Origin of the sequence: Lysobacter sp. 1R34A (assembly GCF_051217035.1) — a bacterium.
Taxonomy (GTDB): domain Bacteria; phylum Pseudomonadota; class Gammaproteobacteria; order Xanthomonadales; family Xanthomonadaceae; genus Lysobacter.
The window spans coordinates 21,112-35,653 of record NZ_JBPKJP010000001.1 but is presented as its reverse complement, the minus strand read 5'-3'; the positions used below and the strand labels follow the sequence as shown (position 1 = coordinate 35,653).

General features: G+C 68.6%; 5 protein-coding genes. All 5 read right to left on the bottom strand.

All coding sequences use genetic code 11. The features are described from left to right. Positions 1-181: 181 nt before the first annotated feature. The gene (locus tag ACSAMQ_RS00105; RefSeq protein ID WP_435393677.1) at positions 182-3,088 is read right to left on the bottom strand and encodes a VIT domain-containing protein; all 2,907 of its coding nucleotides are present in this window, start codon (positions 3,086-3,088) and stop codon (positions 182-184) included. 392 nt (positions 3,089-3,480) lie between these two features. Then, positions 3,481-6,081 (bottom strand): beta-mannosidase, encoded by a 2,601-nt coding sequence (locus tag ACSAMQ_RS00100; protein WP_435393881.1) that lies wholly within the window; start codon positions 6,079-6,081, stop codon positions 3,481-3,483. A gap of 307 nt (positions 6,082-6,388) precedes the next feature. Continuing rightward, positions 6,389-9,289 carry a TonB-dependent receptor plug domain-containing protein gene (locus ACSAMQ_RS00095; protein ID WP_435393676.1) on the bottom strand — a complete coding sequence of 967 codons (2,901 nt, stop codon included), beginning with the start codon at positions 9,287-9,289 and terminating at the stop codon, positions 6,389-6,391. A gap of 171 nt (positions 9,290-9,460) precedes the next feature. Beyond that, a complete protein-coding gene (locus tag ACSAMQ_RS00090) occupies positions 9,461-11,881 on the bottom strand; it encodes a family 20 glycosylhydrolase (protein ID WP_435393675.1) in 2,421 nt (806 codons plus the stop codon). A gap of 179 nt (positions 11,882-12,060) precedes the next feature. Continuing rightward, positions 12,061-14,505: a GH92 family glycosyl hydrolase gene (locus ACSAMQ_RS00085; RefSeq protein WP_435393674.1), complete on the bottom strand. Its 2,445-nt coding sequence runs from the start codon at positions 14,503-14,505 to the stop codon at positions 12,061-12,063. Positions 14,506-14,542 lie beyond the last annotated feature (37 nt).

The following is a 14,542-nucleotide window of genomic DNA, read 5'->3' as shown; positions in this document are numbered from 1 at the left end:
ACCGCCGATTCTAGCAGCCCGGGCGGCCGGGAGGCCGCCCCTGTCTCGGCGCCCTGTGGGGCGCGAGCGGCGCGAGCCGCGACCAGGCTTTCCCCGCACCGGCGGACCCTGCCCGCTAGCCGACCTGTCCGAGGCGGGCGGCCCGCCGCGCCGCCCTGCCCCGCGGCCCCCTCGGCCCGACTCACTTCACCTCGAACTCGCCCACCATCACCACCTCACTGCGGTCCTTCAGGCGCAGGGTCACCTTCTGCTCGCTTTGCCGGGCGCCGCCGAAGCCGGTGGCGAGCCACAGGTGCAGGGTCGTCGCGCCGGTCACCAGTTGCTGGCGGTCGCCGTAGAAATTGGCCTCGACCTTGTACTTGCCCGGCTTGGCGTCGCGCAGGATGAATTCCTCCGGGCCGTAGCCGCCGGTGAAGTCGTTCGAGATGCGCCCGCCTTGGTAGGTCAGCTTGTGGCCGTAGTAGCACTTCTCGCCGTTCGGGTCGGTCACCCACAGGTCCATGTCGCTGTTGTCGCTGTCCCAGCTCAGCACCACGCGCAGGTCCAGCGGCAGGTTGCGCAGCAGACGCGGGTCGATGCGCGCGGTGTCCACCGCCTGCGGATGCGCCGCGACGATGGCATTGAGCTCGGCCATGGCGATTTCCTCCACGCCCGGGAAGCGGCCGTCCCAATCGCGCAGGGCGATCTCGTACAAGGCCTCCACCGCCTGCGGGTACTGGGCGTTGGCGGCATAGGCCAGCCCCAGGTCGCGGAAGCTCTGCGGCTCTTCCTCGGCCAGCCCGCGCACGCGCTCGAACACCGGCACGGCCAGCGCCGGCTGCTCGGCCTGCATCAGGCGGTAGCCGAGCACGCGCAGGATGTGGCGGTTCTCCAGGTCCATCTCGGCCAGGTTGGAGAGCACGCGCAGGGCCAGGTCGCGCTGTCCCTTCTCGACCAGCACGTCGGCGACGTCGAGGTAGAAGGCGGTGCTGGTCGCGTGCGAATCGCGCTCGTCGAGATAGATCGCATAGACGCGGTCGGCGCCGGCCTGGCGCAGGCGGCGCGCGTACGGCGAATCGGGCTGCCAGGGCTGCAGGACGATGCGCGCGCCGGCGCCCGGCTGGGCTGCTTCCTCTTTGACGCTCGCATCGGCAGAAATCGCGTCGATGCGCGAGCCGGTCACCTCGATCCTTTCCAGTCCCGCGCTGGCTTCGGCGGCCGGCATCGCGGCGGCCGCGGCGACCGGCGCCGGCGCATAGGCCTGCAAACGTTGTGCATCGCCTTGCGCACCCTCCTCCGCGCGACGCAGCTTGGCCGCGTCGAGCGCCTGCGGCGGCATGCCCTTCGGCCAGGCGCGCTGCCACCACTCGATGCGCTGCGCATACAAGGCGGCGACCCGGTCCAGGCTCTGCCGGCGCGACCGCTCGGTTTCGCCGCTGCGCTCGGCTTTGAGCCGGTGAAATTCATCGAGGCGGTCCGGCGGGACGATGTCGTAACGCACGTAGTCGGCCAGATCGTCGAGCACGATCAGCGAAGTCTCGGCGGTGACGATGCCGAAGCGCTGGCCGAGGCGCGCGATCGCGGCGCGGTGGAGTTCGGGGTCGGCCTGCATGGCCCGGATCGAGTACTGCGCCCACAGCGCCGCCGGCAACGCGCTGGCGGGGGCGTCGGCGTCGATAGGCACCGCGATTTCGCGGACCCGGCCGCCGTCGCGTACCTTCAGGCTCAGCCGCGCAGGGCGGTCGCCGAGCTTGCCGGCGATGCGCAGCAGGCCGCCGTCGGCGAACGGCGAATCGGCGACCACCTCGTTCGTGCCCAGGCCGTCGACGCTGAGCAACTGCGGCCCTTCGTTGAGCAAGGCCTCGGCGGCGCGGTCCAGTTCGCCGGCGCGCTGCCAGGCGACCAGGCGGCCGCCGTGCGCCTGCGCCAGCGCGCGCAGGCCGTCGTGGTCGGAGGCGGCGCCCGCCGAGTTCAGCGCATACAGGCGCTGGCCGCCGAGCAAGGCCGGGAAACGGCGCTGGCCGTAATTGAACAGGCCGTCGCTGACCAGCAGGTATTCCTCGATGCCGGGCTGCGGCTGCCAGCCGCCCGGGTCGGTCGCGCCGTCGTAGACCGTGCTTTCGAGTTCGCGCCTGAGCGCCGACCAGTCGCCGCCCTTTACCGCGAAGGCCCGCGCCGGCTCGGCGCGGTCGCGCAGCCGGATCAGGCTGACCTGGACCTCGCCGGCCGCACGGAAGTACCGATCCAACAGCGCCAGTTCGCTGGCGCGTTCGCGCTTGCGGCCCGATGCCGAGCTGTCCCACAGCAGGCCGAGCGACTTCGGCAGCGCACGCGGCTGGCGCGGGCCGGCCAAGGGCACTTCGGCCAGGAAGAAACGTTCGCCCTCGCGATCCTGGGTGTAGGCCTGAGGCGCACTCGCCGCCGGCACCCGCAGGCTCAGGCTGTCGCCCAGCGGCCGGCTGTGCAGGGCCAACCGGTAGCGGCCCGCCTGCGAGGCGATGTCCGCCTGCTGGCCCAGGCCGACCCAGCGCGGCTTCTGCGCCGAGACCAGGTCGAGCCTGAAACTGCGCGCCTGCGCCGCGAACGCCAGCGGCAGTTCGTAACGCCACTCGCCGCCTTCGCGCGCGAGCGACTCGACCAGTTCCAGCCGCACCCGCCGAGTGCCCTGGGCCGGGATCGGATAGACCCGCAGCTTGAACTGATTGCCGACGGTCTTCTCCAGCAGCGCCGGGTCGACGCCGCGGCGTTCGATCGCCTCGAACACCTGGCGACCCTTGTCCTTCGGCACCGGCACCGCGGCGCGCAACTGGCCGTCGATGTCGAGCGCGAAGCCGGCGACTTGCTGGCCGTCGCGCAAGGGGAATTGCAACTGCCCTTCGAGCACCCGCCGGTTCGGATTACGGAACACCAGCTCGACCGAGGTCCGGGCGAGGCCGCCGACGATCTCGCCTTCGACCCTTGCCGATTCGAGCACGATGGGGGTTTCGGCGCCGCGCACTTCCAGCAAGGGCGGCGCGGTGACGTCCCTGCGGATCTGCGCGCTGGCGACGGCCGCGAGGGCGAGCAACAGGCAAAACACGGAACGAACGACTGCGAAGGACGGTTTCACCGGTCACCTCTTCCTTAAGAACGGGGTCTGCAACCTCATAACGCGGCGACTGCGCGAACGGGGTTGAAGGGCGTCGCTTCCATGCAAGCGGCGCGACCGTGGCGCGAGCGCCACAGCCTGCGGGGCGGATTGGGGTAGATGCAAGCTGGGCTGGTTGCGGCGTCGGGTAGGAGCAAATCCCCGCCCCCTTTTCAAAAGGGGCGCACCAAGCATCACGAGGCTGCGTCTGGGGCTGGAACCGGTGCTGGTGCCGGTTTCGATGCTCGACGCGTCGATCATCGCCCCCTTTGGCAAAGGGGCGAGCGCTCGGCGAAAGCCGTTGAAACCCCATTACTGCAGCGTGGGAGATTTGCTCTCGGCAACGAAAACCGGAAACGGAGCCCCCCAGCCCCTCAAGGCCGATACAACGACCGCAGGCTCAAGGCGCGCTGCAGGCTGCCCAGGTCGGCCTTCGACTTCAACCCGATCTCCACGGTTTCTCCCGGCAGCAGAGTCAGGGCATTGTCGGCCAACTCGACGTCGTGATCGCCGAAATCGATCCAGACGGCGCGCGCCAGCTTGTTCGCCTTCAATTGCAAACGGTATCCGTCGCCGTCGCGGCGCAGTTCGCCGCGCAGCTCGGGGTCCTGCCAGGCCAGGCGCCTGGATTCGCCGAAGTAGACGGCGCGACGCGACACCGTCTTGCCGTCGACGATCAGCTCGAACACCGCCGCGGTGCGCAAGGGATCGGCGTCGCCGAGCAGTTCGGCGTCGCTCCAGGCGCCGACCGCGGTCGAGGCCAGCGCCGCCAAGGTCGCCGGCTTGCGTTCGTCGCGATGGACGCGGCCGTCGAAGTCCATGACCCGCAAGCGCCACTCGCTCTGCAAGGGCGCGGTGCGATCCGACAGCAGGCTCAGTTCGGTGCGTCCGCTGCCGGGCCGCCGCAGGGGCGCGATGGCGACGTCGGCGAAGAAACGCTTGGCGTGGAAATGCAGCGGCTTCCAGCGACCGTAGTAATCCAGGCTCGACCACGACGCGCCCGGCCAGACATCGTTCAACTGCCAGTACAGCGAACCCATCGTGCGCGGACGCGAAGCGCGGTGATGCAGCGCCGCCAGCTCGATCCCCTCGGCCTGGACCTGTTGGCTCAGATAAACGAAATCGGCGAAATCGCGCGGCTCGCCATACTCGCGGCGGATGTACAGCAACAGCCGCGAGTTGCCGTCGCCGGCGAGGAACTTCTGGTGGGCGCGGATCACCGGCGCGTTGATCCCCTGCTCTTCGGGCCTGGCGAAGCTGGCGATGGTGCGCAGCGACGGCCAGCCCTGCAGGCCGTACTCGGACATGAAGCGCGGGGTCTCGTCGAGGTAGGCCGTCGCCGGCAAGGCCGGGCCGCCCCATACGTCCCAGTAGTGCTTGTCGCCGTTGTTGGAATCGTTGGCCTTCTCGCCCAGGTCGTTGCTCGGCGAACTCGACCAGTACGGCACGCCCGCGCCTTCTTCGGCGACGACCTGGCGCAGGTCATGGCCGAACAAGGCCACGTAGCCTTCCCACACCGTCTGCGCGAACTTCGGGTCGGCCGCGGTCAACTTGGTCCGATGGCCCCAGTCCTTCCAGGCGGTTTCTTCCTCGTTGTTGCCGCACCACAGCACGATGCTCGGGTGGTTGCGCAGGCGGCGCACGTTGTCGCGCGCCTCGGCGACGACGTTGGCGCGGAACGCGGGATCGTAGCCGGGCGGCATGCCGCCGCCGAACATGAAGTCCTGCCAGACCATCAAGCCGAGTTCGTCGGCCAGTTCGAAAAAGTCGTCCGACTCGTAATAACCTCCGCCCCAGTTGCGCAGCATGTTCATGTTGGCGTCGCGCGCGGACTCCAGGTCGCGGCGCAGCCGCTCGCGGGTCACTCGGGCCGGGAAGGCATCGAAGGGAATCGCGTTGGCGCCCTTGGCGAACACCGGAATGCCGTTGACGACGAAGGCGAAGCCCTGGCCGACGGCGTCGCGCTCGCGGCGCAGCTCGATGCTGCGCAGGCCGGTGCGGCGCTGACCGACCGCCTGCACGCCGTCGGCATCGCGCACGCGCGCCTTGAAGGTGTACAAGGCCTGCTCGCCATAACCGACCGGGTACCACAGCCGCGGCCGGGCGATGGTCAGCGGCACCGACACGGTGTTGCGGCCACGGTGCAGCTGAGCCTCCTGGCGCAGGGTCTTGCCCGGGCCGTCGGGGCCGGCGTAGTCGATCTCGATCGTGGCCGCGCCGGCGCGATCGCTTTCGATCTCCAGTTCGACCGTGGCCTCGGCGGCATCGCGGGCGATGCGGCGCGGCTGCACGTGCAGGTCGGCCAGGCGCAGGCGGTCCCAGCTCTCCAGCCGCACCGCGCGCCAGATCCCGGCGCCGACGTAACGCGGGCCCCAGTCCCAGCCGTAGTGATAGCCGGGCTTGCGCACGAAGTTGGCGGTCATCGCGTCGCGCGGCTCGTCGCCGTACGGCGAGGGGTAATTGCCGGCGATCTTGTTCGGCATCGCCTGCACCTGCGGCAGCATCCGCCGGATCGGCGAGTCGAACACCACCCGCAATTCGTTGCCGCGTTCGCGCAGGTGCGCCCCCGCCGGCACCCGCCAGGTGCGGAAACTGTTGTCGGCCTTGAGCAGCTCGACGCCGTTGAGCTGCACGGTCGCGAACGTGTCCAGGCCCTCGAACACCAGCTCGACGTGAGCGCGCGCCAGGGTGGCGCGGTCGACGTCGAAACGCGTGCGGTACTCCCATTGCGCCAGGCCGATCCATTGCAGGCTGCGCTCGCGCGCGCCGACGTAGGGGTCGGCGATCAGGCCGGCGGCGAGCAGATCGGTGTGCACATGTCCCGGCACCTGCGCCTTGCGCCAGTCGGTGGCGGCGGCATGCGCGGCGGCTTCCGGGTCGCCCGGCACCAGCCGGAACTGCCAGTCGCCGTGCAGGGGCCGCGAGCCCGCCTCGGCCGCCCGGGCCCAGTCCGCGCTCAGCGCGGCGGCCAGCATCAGGGCGATCGCCGCCGCGGTGCGCAGCGCCGAAACGAAGGTGTTCTTGGACCGGAATGTCGCCATGCTTGCCCCAACGAGTCGATTGCCGTGGTCGCGCGGCCGCGTGCGGCGGCCGGGCATGAGTTCGTGGCCAGATCGCGGCCGAGCCCGGAAAAACGGGGACGCCTATCCAGGCGCCCCCTGCCCGAGAATCGGGAAAAAACCCTGCGTCCCGCCTGGACAGCGCGGAATCGCCGGGCCACCACCGCTTACTGGAGAGCGTTTGCCGCGGCCGGCCGCGTACGGCCGGCCGCGCTTGCGTGCATCAATCGAACTTGTAAACGAACTCGGCCGAGATTTCGCGGCCGACCCGCGAGAACACTCGCTCGTTGGCGTAGATGAAGAACATCTTGTACGGGTCTTTGTACTCGGCCTCGTCGAACAGGTTGTCGATGTACAGGTTGACCCGGGCCTGTTCGGTCAACTGATAGCCGGCGGTCAGGTTGAAGTAGACCGGCGCCTTCAGCTTGCCGACCATCCGGCATTCGGTCGAGGTCTGGCCCGGCATGACCGGTGCGCAACGGTTGTAGTTGTCGCCGTTGGTGTGGCCGATGCGATTGGCGAACAGGGTGGCGTTCCACGGCCCGCGCGACCAGCTGGCGCTAGCGCGGGCGAAGGTGCGCACGTCGTTGTCGCGGTTTTCCTGCATCGGCGCGCCCGGGTCGCGCTGCTCGTTGTTCTTCAACTGGTTGGTGTAGTTCAGCGCGAAGCTGAAATCGCCCCAGGCCGTCGCCGGCAGCTTGTAGCGGGCCGACACGTCGACGCCGGCCACTTCGCGGTAGGCGATGTTGATCGGGCCGCTGCGCACCGAGGTCACCTGGCCCAAGGGGAAGTTGGGGTCGGCGACGCCGAAGGCGTTGGTGCCCGGGCTGCTGCGGGTCACCCGCGAGAGGATGCTCGAACAGGTCGACGAACCCGGCGCGACCTGCATTCGGTCCGAGGACCGGCGCGGAACGCCGTTGATGCACTGGCTTTCCAGGTCGAGGATGTCGGCGATGTCGAAATCGCGCACCTGGTTGTCGATGGTCATGCGCCAGTAGTCGGCACTGAACGACAGGTTGTCGGTGGCGTCCCAGACCAGGCCGGCGCTCCACGACTTGCCGGTTTCGCTGTCGAGCTTGAGGTTGCCGGTGCGGCTGGTGGCATGGCGGTAGTAGACCGAGGCCGAGCCGCAGTTCGGGCCCTGGTTGCGCTTGATGCACGAGGCGACGTCGGCGCTTTCCTGGGTGCCGGTGCCGCTGGTGGCGAACAGGTAGTGCATGTCCGGCGCGCGGAAGGTGGTGTTGTAGGCGCCGCGCAGCAGCAGGCTGTCGATCGGGCGCCATTCCAGGCCGGCGTTCCAGGTGAAGTTGCCTTCCTTGCGGCTGTCGTCGTCGTAGCGGTCGAAGCGGCCGGCGGTGGTCAGGTCCAGCGAGGCCAGCAGCGGAAACTTGAATTCGACGCCGGCGGCATAACGCTTGCGGTCGCCGCCGCCCTGGTTGGTGCCGCCGGGCTGGTCGTACTGCTTGTTGGGGCCGAAGGTCAGCGGGTCCGGGCTGAGGCGATAGCCTTGCGAGCCGGCTTCCAGTACCGCGGCGAAACCGACCGGGCCGGCCGGCAGATCGAACAGGTCGCCGTTGACCGCGAACTGGGCCTGGTTCATCCACGACTTGGCGCTGGAGTGGCCGTGCGTGGTCAACCGTTGGAAGGTCGCCAGGTCCATCGGGTTCCAGAACCGGCTCTGGTTCAACTGATACGCCGGCAGGCCGCCGTTGGTGCCCAGTTGCGGCCCGAGGAAATACTCGTCGACCGCGCTCTGCACCACCGAGGGGAAGCTGAAGTCGACCTCGTACTCGGTGCGGCCGATGGTGGCGTCCCAGTTGAGCGTCTCGCCGAAGCGGCCGCGCAGGCCGGCGGCGAGGTCCCAGGAACGCTCGTTGGTATAGAACAGGAACGGATCGCGGCTGCCGGCCTCGGGCACGGTGAAGGCGCGGCGCGCCTGATAGCTGCGGCCGGTGCCCTGGTCGTAGAACGCGCCGCCGCGGTTCAACTCGAAGCGCAGCGCCTCGTCCTGGCGCGATTCGCCTTCGCTGTCCCACAACGACGCGCTGACCCAGGCCTGCATGCCGTTGTCGAAGTCGTAGCTGAAATTGCCGAAGGCCGAGACGTTGTTGGAACCGTTGCGCAGGCTCCACAGGGCGTTGCCCTTGCTCTGGGTGCAGCTGTAGCCCGGGAACTCGGGCGCGTTGCCCTCGTTGCCGATGAAGTGATGCAGCGGCAGGTCCTGGAAACGGTCGCAGGCGCCGGCCGGCGGCGTCACGCGCTGCTTGCTGGCGCTGTCGATCAGCTCCACGCCCCAGACCCACGGCCAGGGGTCGTTGACCAGGGGCTTGACCGTATTGGCCGGCTCCAGGTCGGAGTCGACGAACTCGCGGTCGCCGGCGAACAAGGTCTCGCGCCCGCTCCACTGCACGCCGTAGGTCGCGCTCCACTTGTCGCCGGTGCGGCCGCCGGTCCAGGACAGATCGAAGGAATCGCCGCCGCCGCGGGTGGTGGTGCCGCCCTTGATCCGCACTTCGTCGCCACTGAAGTTCTTCTTCATGATGACGTTGATCACGCCGGCCATCGCGTCGGAGCCGTAGATCGCCGAGCCGCCGCTGGCCAGCACTTCGATCCGCTCGACCGCGGCCATCGGGATGTTGTTGAAATTGGCGAAATTGCCGCGCCCCTCGTAGGGCAGCGGGTAATCGGCGACGCGGCGCCCGTCGATCAGCAGCAAGGTGCGGCCGGGGCCGAGGTTGCGCATGTTGAGCGGGCTGGCGTTCGGGGTCGGGCCCTTGTTGACGTCGGCCTGCACCGAGCCGGTGACCTCGGTCAGGGTGCTCAGCGCCTCGTATACGGTCGAAAAGCCCTCGCGCTTGATCTGGTCGGCGCTGATCACCGTGACCGGCGCCGGGCCTTCGACTTCGGCGCGCTTGATGCGCGAACCGGTGACGGTGATCTTGTCCATCGACTTGACCTCGCCGGCCGCCGTCGCCGGCTCCTGCGCGCTCGCTTCCTGCGCCGCCGCGACAAACGGCAGATACAGAGCGGCGAGCAGCGCCGCGGTCAGGACGTTGCGGTGCGCGCGATGGCGTTCGGCCGGCGTGCGGTGTTGACGCTCGTTGCGGTGCTGATTGTGGTTCACCTGCTACCCCTCCCAATCGCGGCCGAATCCTCGGCCAAGGTTACGTTTCGTTTTGTATCCAGCGCTTTTTCGTGGCGTTTTGTGGCGTTCTATTTGGATCGATCTAAACCCCGAGCAAAAAAAAACCATCCGCACATCGTCGAACCGTCGCGACGAACGGCGCCGCGCACATCAGTGCACCGCCCGCTTCGCATCGAAATCGCGCAGCGCCTGGCCCGGCGCCGCCCAGCGCAGGCGCAGGCTCTGCCCGCCCGCGCGCTGATACCAGGCCAGGCGCAGGCGATGCCAACCGCGCCGCAACGGCAGCGAGCCGTGCAGCGTCTGGTCGTAACTGTCGTTGCGTATCACCCGCTCGCCGTCGACGTACAAGGCCGAACGGTCGTCGCCCTGCAAGGCGAAGCGATAGACCCCGTCGGCCGGCACTTCGATCAGGCCTTCGTACTGCAGGCCGTAGCGGCTCTGCCGCGCGTACGGCGCCAGGTCGAGCGACGTCGCGACGCCCTGCTCGACCGGCGCGGCCGCGGCTTCGAACTCGTCGAGGCTGGAAAACTGGCCCTCGTACAGGCGATAGCTCAGCCCGGCGCTCTTGCGCTTCGGCGGCGCCACCGCCGCGCGGTAGCTGCGGTAGTGCACCTGCGCGCTGTGCACGCCGCTGCGGCGGCCGTTGGCGAGCACGGTGACGGTGCGCAGGCTGCGCACCTGGTCGAGGGGCACCCGCAGTTCGATCGGGCCTGCGTATACGGGCGAAGCATCGCTCGGCTCGCTGCCGTCGACGGTGTAGCGGATGGTCGCACCCGGCACCGATGCGGTCAGCTCGAACACCTGCACGAATTCGTCGGGCGCGCCCTGCTCCTGCACCTGCATCGCGTCGTTCAAGCCGGCCGGTGCCGGGATGCGGTAACCGACCCGTTCGCGGTCCAGGCGCGGGAACTGGCCGCGCAGGCGCTGTTGGAAATCGGTGAAATCGCGGTGGCCCTGCGGCGTCCAGGCGACTTCGGCCAGAGCGAGCATGCGCGGAAACGCCATGTACTCGACCATCGCCTCGGTCTTGAGATATTCGGTCCAGACATTGCCCTGCACGCCCAGTACGTGCCTGGCCTGGGCGGCATCGAGTTCCTTCGGCACCGGGTCGTAGCCGTAGACCTTGTCCAGGCTGAGCTCGCCGCCGAGGTTCCACTGTTCGTACTGCGCCGGGCCCTGGCCGTAGTCGAAATAACAACACTGGGTCGGGCTCATGATGACGTCGTGCCCTTGCCGCGCCGCGGCGATGCCGCCGGCTTCGCCGCGCCATGACATCACCGTCGCGTCGGGGGCCAGGCCGCCTTCGAGGATCTCGTCCCAGCCGATGATGCGCTTGCCGCGCGAATGCAGGAACTTCTCCATGCGCTGGATGAAATAACTCTGCAGCTCGTGTTCGTCCTTCAGGCCTTCGCGACGGATCACCGCCTGGGCCGCCTCGCTGCTTTGCCAGCGGGTCTTGGGCGCTTCGTCGCCGCCGATGTGCAGGTACGGCGCCGGGAACAGCGCCACCACCTCGTCGAGGACGTTCTCGAGGAACTTGAAGGTTTCTTCCTTCGGGCAATAGATGTCGTCGTACACGCCCCAGTTGGTGCCGACCTCGAACGGCCCCGGCGTGCAGGCCAGTTCGGGATACGCGGCCAGCGCGGCCAGCGAGTGGCCCGGCATCTCGATTTCCGGAATCACCATGATGTGGCGGGCCTTGGCGTAGGCCACGACCTCGCGCACTTCCTCCTGGGTGTAGAAGCCGCCGTAGGGCTTGCCGTCGCCGACATAGGGGTCTATGTGGCGGCCGAGCACGGTTTCCTTGCGCTGCGCGCCGATCTTGGTCAGCTTCGGATAGCGCTTGATCTCGATGCGCCAGCCCTGGTCCTCGGTCAGGTGCCAGTGGAAGGTGTTGAGCTTGTACTGCGCCATCAGGTCGATATAGCGCTTGATGAAGGCGACCGGGTACATATGCCGGCCGACATCGAGGTGCATGCCGCGGTACACGAATCGCGGCTGGTCCTCGATGCTCAACGCCGGCAGGCGCAGCGCTTGCGTGCTGCGCGAGGCCGGCAACAGCTGGCGCAGCGATTGGTAGCCGTAGAACAGCCCCGCCGGCGGGCCGGACAGGCGGATGCCGCGCGCGGTGATTTCCAGGGTATAGCGTTCTTTCGAACGCGCATCGGCGTGGGCGGCGACCGGCTCGGCGACCAACTGCACGTAGCGGCCGGGTTCGGCCTCGCCCGGCTGGGCGCGCGGCGCGCCGCTGCGCAGCGGCAGGGTCAGGGCCTGGGTCGCGATCAGCTCATCGCGCAGCAACTGGGCCACCGCGCGCGCTTCGGCATTGTTGGCGTACACGGTGGTATGGGCATCGAGCACGAACCCGCCCTCGCCGCGCGACAGCTTCGCCGGCAACGGCACCAGATCGGGCGCGGCCGAGGCCGGGCCGGCGTGGGCGACTTTGCTCGCGCCGGCCAGCGGAATCTCGTCCGCATGCGCCAGCGGCGCGAGGCCGATCGCCGCGCCGACCAGGCTCAGCATCGCCACGCGCAGTTTCGAACGTCCCATCTTCGCCAATGCGTCTTTCATCGAATCGGTTTCCTCGGACTGCACGGATCGACTGCGGCTTTGGGTTACGAGGTCTTTGCGCAATGGGCGGACTTCGCCGCCCTGGCTTTCGTCATCCCCGCGCAGGCAGAGACGACGGTATGCATGCGGACGACCCAGACCGAAATCAGCGTTACTTGTTTGCTAAAAGCGTCGCTGCATCATTTCGGCGAGGCGCAGGCCGACTTCGGCAGCGCTTCCGTCTTCGTGCCCCAGCCGCTCACCGGCGGCGTCTTGTCGAGCGCGAAACGCAAGATGCCGCCGTTGCGCAATGTCGACCAGTCCAGCCAGACCCGGTCCTGCGGCTTGCCGTCGAAGCTGGCCGACTGCACGTACTGCAGGCCGCGGCCGTCCGCGCCGGGTGCTTCGATGGTCAGGGTCTTGCCCTGCCCCAGGTCGAGCTCGACCTTCTCGAAGCGCGGCGTGTGCAGCAGCAGTTCGCCGGTGCCCGGCACCGCCGGGTACAGGCCGATCGCGCTGAACAGATACCAGGCCGACATCGTGCCGAGGTCGTCGTTGCCGGTCACGCCGTTGGGTGCGTTGGTGAACAAGGCCTGGGCCGAGCGCAGCACCGCGGTGGTCTTCCACGGCTGGCCGATCAGCGTGTACATCCAAGGGCTGTGCAGGTCGGGCTCGTTGTTCGGGTTGTAGCGATACTGGTTGTAATAGCTGTAAGGCCCGACCACCCATTGCTTGCGCGCCGCGTTGAGCGGATCGGCGACCAATTGGTCGTAGGCGAAGAACGCGTCCAGGCGCTTGCCGGTCTGCTCGGCCCCGCCCATCGCCGCCACCAGGCCCGGCATGTCCTGCTGCGCCAGCCACTGGTACTGCCAGGCCGTGCCTTCGTGGAAGCCGTGGTGCGAACGCGGGCTGTAGCCGCCATCGGCCTCGACGTAGAACTGGCCGTCGTCCAGGCGCGGACGCGGGAAACCGCGGAAACCCAGCTCCGGATCGGCCGCCTCGGCGTCCCAGACCTTGCGCCAGTTGCGGCCGCGCTCGCGCAAGGTCGCCGCGTCGGCGCTCTGGCCCAGTGCATCGGCCATCTGCGACAGCGAGCAATCGGCCAGCGCGTATTCCAGGGTCGAAGAGCCGCCGTGATGCGGATCGACGTCCATGCTCTTGGCCGGGAACGCGCGGTCGTACTGGACGAAGCCGCGTTCGAGATAGCTCGGATTGCCGGCGCGGCCGTTGCTGCGCACCAGCGCCGGCGGCACGCCGTAGGCATTCTCGCGCAAGGCCTTGTACGCCTGCTGCTCGCGGCCTTCGAGCGCGCCGAAGCGCCACAGGTCGACCATGAACGGCGTCGCCGGGTCGCCGGTCATGACGTTGCTGTCGTAGTTGGCGTAACCCCAGCGCGGCAGCCAGCCGTTCTGCTCGTGGATCTTGAGCATGGAGTTGGCGATGTCGCGCGCGCGCTGCGGGCGCAGCATGGCCAGCAACTGATTTTGCGAGCGATAGGTGTCCCACAGCGAGAAGTACTCGTAGTAGGTCCAGCCTTCGGCCTTGTGGATTTCGGTGTCGTAGCCGCGGTAGCGGCCGTCGCTGTCGCTGCCGGTCAGCGGCTGCAGCAGTGAGTGGTAAAGCGCGGTGTAGAACACGACACGGTCCTCGGCGCTGCCGCCGCCGACCCGCACCGAGTCCAGTTCCTTGCGCCAGCCGTCCTGCGCCTGCTTGCGCATCGCTTCGAAGCTCAGCGGTTTGCCGTTCTTCGTGCCTTCGTCGCGCAGGTTGCGGCGCGCGCCTTCGGCATCGACGTGCGAGATCGCGCTGATCGCGGTGACCGCGCGGCCGTTCTTGGTGTCGAAGGTGAACCAGGCGCCGTGCGGGCGGGTGTCGCCCTGCATGCTGGCGCGGCCGCCGGGGTGGCCGCCGGTTTCGTCCCAGGTGCCGAAGCTGGCGAAGGGACGGTCGAACTCCATGCGGTACCAGGTGGTGTACTGCTGGCCGCCGCAGAAGCTCTTGGTAACGATCTTGCCTTCGACGACGCGGTCGCCGATCACCTGGACGCTGCTGCCGACGACGAGATGGCGTTCGTTGGCCTGGCCGGTGTTGACCAGAATCGTGCCCTGCCTGGCCCCGGCCGGGAAGGTGTAGCGCTCGGCCGCGGCGCGCGTCAGCGCGGTCGCTTCGGCCTCGATGTCGCCGGCGGCCTCGCCGGTCAGGCGCACCTTGTAATAGCCGGCCTGGCCGACTTCGCCGTCGTGGGTATAGCTGGAGGCGTAGGCCTTCTGGTCGAAGGACTTGAATTGCTTGGTGTCGAAACGCTTGCCCGGGCCGATCTCGCCGGTGGTCGGCAGCACCGACAGCTGGCCGCCCTGCTCCCAGCAGCCCGCGCCGGAAATGAAGGAGTGGCCGAAGCCGCGGATCTTCGGGTCGTCGTAACGCCAGCCGCTGTAGTGATCGCCGATCGGGCTGATCTGGATCAGGCCGAACGGTGCGCTCGCGCCCGGAAAGGTGTTGCCGTCGTCCTTGCTGCCGATGAAGGTGTTGACCTCGCTGACCGGGTCGCGGTCGGGCGCGGCGGCCTGGGCGTTCGACGCACCGGCCAGCGCCAGGGTCAGTGCCGCGGCGATCGGCCAGGCCTTGCCGTCGAAAACCGAAACCAAACCGCGCCTGCGCCGTACCGGATTGCGAGTCATCGTT

Coding starts and splice junctions, on each gene's coding strand:
- ACSAMQ_RS00100 (WP_435393881.1), bottom strand. CDS start 6,081: ATGCTGGCCGCCGCGCTGAGCGCGGACTGGGCCCGGGCGGCCGAGGCG.
- ACSAMQ_RS00090 (WP_435393675.1), bottom strand. CDS start 11,881: ATGAAAGACGCATTGGCGAAGATGGGACGTTCGAAACTGCGCGTGGCG.